Source organism: Psychrobacter sp. AOP3-A1-26, assembly GCF_052378235.1.
Taxonomy (GTDB): Bacteria; Pseudomonadota; Gammaproteobacteria; order Pseudomonadales; family Moraxellaceae; genus Psychrobacter.
The window spans coordinates 1-5,311 of record NZ_JBQSXN010000125.1; the positions used below are offsets into that span (position 1 = coordinate 1).

Here is a 5,311-nt window from a genome sequence, read left to right on the forward strand (position 1 = left end):
TCTCTAAGGTTTTGAGCTGCTTGGCTTGTAGGCTTAGCGTGTTGTCAAGTTGTTTAAAGAATTGACCGATGGCGGTTTGTTCTTTAAATGATGGTAATTTTATCAATAAACTTTTAATAATTCCTCCTGACAAATTACCTTGTCCACCTTGCAAATAAGTGTTTACAATATTACCCTTATTCATTCTTAACCAGTAAGCAATAAACTCAGAGTTGTAGCCCTTAGAAGGTATTATTGCTAGAATAGCTTGGTTGATCGCCCCATTTATTTTGCTAATAGAAACCTCGCCACTCGTAGCACCATACAACGCATATAAAACATCACCTTTAGATACTAGCTTAGCAGAAGAGTTTAACAATCCCTCTTCCGTGATAAATAGCTCAGTTTTATGACTACTAACTTCTCCTGAACGAATAAATGGAATTTTCCCTCCGTAGTATTCAGAGTGTCCAACACTAGGCGTACCTCCTGAAAAAACATTAGAAATACTGCCTATTGTCATCTCTACCCAATCCCCACTAAAGCCTTCTAAACGAATCTCAGGCTGCCTTTGTTCTTTTTGTGGAAACATTTTACTGAGCAGTGACTTTTTAAGCGTTTGCGTTTGCTCATGCTTACGGCGCTGTAGGGCAATGGTTTGATCGATATTTTGAAAAAGGTTACCGATAGCGGTTTGCTCTTGCATTGAATTCGGTAATGTATATTCTAAATGCTTAATGCCTGACCAATTAACATAAATCTGTGTATTCCCTTGTGAGGACTTTACAATCTTTTCACGTATGTTGTCAGCATTTAGCATTTGATACATAAATTTAGGGTAATATTTTTGCTGATCTAATATCAGTCGCTGTGTTCTTTGATTGAACACGTATTTCTCATCTTCATCTATTAGTAAAGTTCTTCCTATGATATTACCTGCTAAGGTTTTATCATTCAAAACCATAGCAAGATCATTTTTATTTAAAACCTTTTTTTTGGTTTTTTCATTTTCTGATGCTCGGATACCTTGATCCGTGTATGTACTGTTTTTCGAGTACGAGCCAATACTTATTACCTTATATTTACCAGTTTTTGCAAACTCACTTTCTAGAGACGTTCCACCTACTGACGACCCGAAGTCCTCCATAGTTCGCAAAGTCCAATCCTCACTAAAACCTGTAAAGCGAATTTGTGGTGTTCGTTGTTTTATACTCATATTACACTCGATTCATAAAAAGCTGATATAACGCAATATTGATATAATAAGAGGTTCTACCAATCTTCTCTTTTTGTAAAAGTCCGATTTCTGTTAGCTCATCAAGATACTTGGTCGCCGTCTTACGCGTTACATCCAAATCGTTTTGGACAAACTCTATCTTGGTATAAGGATGATTAAACAAATTATTCAATAGCTCTTGGCGATAGATTTTGGGTTTTTGCTCTCGGATCGTATGTTTATAGAACTGCATTAGTTTTTTCATCTCTTTGATAAGCGCAATAGTCGAGATAGCTGTTTCTTCTACGCTATCGAGCATAAATAATATCCACCCCTCCCACTCGCCTGTATCTCTTACCTCTTGCAGATAACGATAATAATCGGCTTTGTTTTGGATAAGATAATTACTCAGATAGAGTACGGGCAAATCTAGTAGGCCTTGAGTAATCAGATAGAGAATATTAATGATGCGTCCTGTACGACCATTACCATCATAAAACGGATGGATGCTCTCAAATTGATGATGAATAATTGCCATCTTAACCAAAGGGTCAAGGTCACAAGCTTCATTCTCGTTGGTAAAAGTGACAAGATTATCCATAAGTCTTTTGACGTCATCAGAGTGCTGCGGCGGCGTATAAACGACTTGACCACGATTATTCTGTAGCGTGGTGCCTGGCAGCTTGCGAAAGCCTGCGACGTTCTTTTCAAGTTCTTCTTGAATAGTCAAAATATCACTTAAGCGAATGATTTGATTTTTTCTGATAACCGCAAAGCTTGATTTTAGTGCCTGGTTATAATTCTGCACCTCTTTTGTCGCAAGGTTTTGATCCACCACAGACAGCTCAGCCTTAAATAGCTCATCATGAGTGGTTACTATATTCTCAATCTCAGAACTGTTTTTAGCTTCTTGTAGAACCAGTGTGTTTATTAGTATCGCTTCATTAGGAATGGACGAAACCACACCTTTGAGTTCTGCTAAGTAGCGATGGGCTGATGATAATTTTTTAAGTACCGCTCTAGTTTCTAGCGATTCCATGTTATCAAAGGGCAGCTCTTTGATTTCATACGTTGTCATATACACCTCTTAGAATATGCGTAATTTTCTGGACTTTTTATACATGTTATACAGATATGCATAAATAAATGCTTTTTTTACCCATATTTGCATAACATGCGTAAATTTCCTAATTTTTTACGCATATAAAAGCATCATCACTTTATAGGTCACGTTATTTTAATGCTTTAATAATGCCTGTAACGCTTGCAATCCGGCCATATCAAAAGTATCACCTGTCAACTGATCAATCATACCTGCCAGCTCATTTTCAGAGTTTTCTAGCTGCTTTGTGGTATCCATATAAGTATCGGCGTACTTATCAGCAAGCGCTTGCGTCTGAAGCGTTAGCTCACTGACCACATCGTCTGCCAGCTGCATCATGGCTTGGTCGAGCGGTACGATCCACTTATGCTTAAGTAAGTCATTCACGGTAGCATCGTCCAGCGCCTCGATGGTTTCTTTGGTTTTTTGATGCAAGGCCTCGCTGTCCACTTTAATCTCAAGCTTGAGCGTTTTTTCTTCCTCTAATAAATCGCTGATCTGTACCAGTGTTGCTTCATCGCTGTCTTCTACAAACTCATGCGTGGCTTGTAAAGTCTTGATATAGGCACTGACTTTAGACTTCCCATAATCGCCGCCTTTATTAGCCTCGATATTATTCCAGTTTACGTTAGACTCAGACGCCACATAATCAAGCTTAGCAGGCTTTTTTGGTTTGGTTTCCAAAAAGTCTAGGTAGTCATTTAATGCCGTAATCTCAGGTGTTTCGATATCTGCATAGGCTGTATCAAGCGCTTTATTAACGTCACTGCTTGAGAAGCTGCTACCGCTGTCATTGAGTAGGTTCTCTTTTTGCTCTTCATCCAGCTCATCGATGAGCGCATCAAGCTCACCGCTCACCACGCTCAAGCGGCTTTCTTTATCTTGCAATTGCTGTAATTCATCGCTAAGTAGCTGTCGTTGTACTAAATCAAATGGCAAGATATGCCCGACCCAGCCTTCTTGTACTTCTTGCTCTTTGCCTTTTACCTTTTTTGTGACCATGTTTGGCACAACTTTTTTGGTAGCAGCAAAGCCTTCGGTCTGAATAATTTCAAGATCTATCATGATAGGTTGCCATAAGTCATCAAGTGACTGATAAGCGGTGTATTTATCAATCAGCTCAAACCCTTGCAAGCGCGTGAATATATCATTTGCCAATATATTTTCTTGTTTAGAGATTTTCAGCGTTATGGCATGATCAATCAGCTGCTGATACAGATAGTCAGAAAGAGTGGCAAAGGATGCTCGATAGCGCTCAAAGAATGCCTTAACATCTTGGTTTTGATAAATGCGCTGTTCGATGTCCGTTGTTGTCAATTGATAGTAAGGCATATCCTTTATTTGCGTAAACAAGGTCTCTCGCAAGCTAGGGTACGCTTGCCAGTAGCGCTGCTGTTGGTCAATCTCATGCTGGGGAATACCGCCAAGCATAGTGGCATATATGTCCCACGTCTGCGCATCGTCGGATGAGTCCACATAGCGCGGTATGTTGAGATTATAGTTTTGTTTTCGAATCTCATCTTGACTGACTACACGCGCGTACTTGTCGATATTCTCACGGTTGATGACCGCGTCCGTTATTTTCTTGATGTCGGACGCCCGTAGCTGGTTGTCTTTACCCGCTTTGATGAAGCCTTTTGAGGCATCAACGATTAAGATATCTGTATTGGATCGTTTTTGTTTTAGCACTATGATGATAGTTGGGATGCCTGTACCAAAAAAGATATTGGCAGGCAGTCCGATAATGGCATCGATATGATTATGCTCAATCAGGTTTTTGCGAATGGTCTCTTCATCACCACCACGGAACAGTACGCCATGTGGAAGTACAATGGTCATGATGCCATCAGGCTTTAAGTGATATAAGTCATGCAATAAAAAAGCAAAATCTGCCTTGCCCTTTGGTGCAAGTCCAAAGCGCGCATAGCGTGGATCAGACTCTTTATTCTTGGGTTGCCACTCTTGTGAGTAAGGCGGGTTAGATACCACAGCATCGACGTATAACGGCTGATAACTATTCACAGGGTCAGTCTCGTCAAAGTATGGCCAGTCATCCTCTAGCGTATCGGCATTACGGGTGACGATATTGGCAGGTAACACCCCACGCATGATGAGATTCATACGAGTAAGGTTATAGGTATTTTGCTTCAGCTCTTGAGCGTAGTATTTGATGTTGTTCTTATCGTCAATATGACCAGCTACAGATTGACCGATATTAATCAGTAGTGAGCCTGAGCCGCTGGTTGGGTCATAAATTTCGATCTTCTCACGATCTTTTAAGTGGTACGCCATAATTTCAGACATGAGTAGTGATACTTCATGCGGTGTATAAAACTCACCCGCCTTTTTACCTGCATTGGCCGCAAACATCCCTAACAAATACTCATAGATAAAGCCGAGCACATCGTAGTCCTGTTTGCCTTCCATTGGTATATCTTTAATCAAATAGATAAGGCTACTGGCGGCATTACTCTGTGATTTGGCATTTTCGCCAAGCTTACTTAGTCCAGTTTGTAGCGTATCAAAAATACCTTCAAATACCTTTTTATGTTTGATGTTGCGTGAAAATGCTGACAAGGCATCGCGCACATCAGAGATATCAAAATCACTACCCCTATCGATCCATGTTGAAAATAGATGCGGATAAGCGATAAAGTAGCCGATACCGTTTTTGATAAAGTCTACCGTCTCAGTATCTTCTTCAGTTAAGTTAGCAATGTCTTGATCGGTAAAATCATTCGCTCTTAAAAACTGCTCCTCTTTATCCGATAAAAACTTATAGAACACAAAGCCAATGATATAGTCTTTATATTCATTTGCTTCAATTTTAGAGCGCATTTTATTGGCGGATTGCCATATTTTTCTGGCGAGTTGTTGCTTATTCATGGCGATACAGTCTATGTCATTGAGTAGGTAATATGACGATAGATTGTATCGGTAAGTAGGCTGTAAGGCAAAATAATATTATGAAAGCATATTAAACTGATAGGCTCAATAAAAGACATTTTTTGATG

Annotated in this window: 3 protein-coding genes; all 3 read right to left on the reverse strand. The window is 39.8% G+C overall.

The genetic code is table 11. The features are described 5' to 3' along the window. Positions 1 to 1,195: restriction endonuclease subunit S (locus ACT3TU_RS13425; RefSeq protein ID WP_444784478.1), on the reverse strand; the 1,195-nt coding region annotated here is incomplete at its 3' end. A 1-nt stretch (position 1,196) separates the two neighbouring features. Then, positions 1,197 to 2,273 (reverse strand): Fic family protein, encoded by a 1,077-nt coding sequence (locus ACT3TU_RS13430; RefSeq protein ID WP_192524809.1) that lies wholly within the window; start codon positions 2,271 to 2,273, stop codon positions 1,197 to 1,199. A gap of 159 nt (positions 2,274 to 2,432) precedes the next feature. Then, the gene (locus tag ACT3TU_RS13435; RefSeq protein WP_192524810.1) at positions 2,433 to 5,183 is read right to left on the reverse strand and encodes a type I restriction-modification system subunit M; all 2,751 of its coding nucleotides are present in this window, start codon (positions 5,181 to 5,183) and stop codon (positions 2,433 to 2,435) included. Positions 5,184 to 5,311 lie beyond the last annotated feature (128 nt).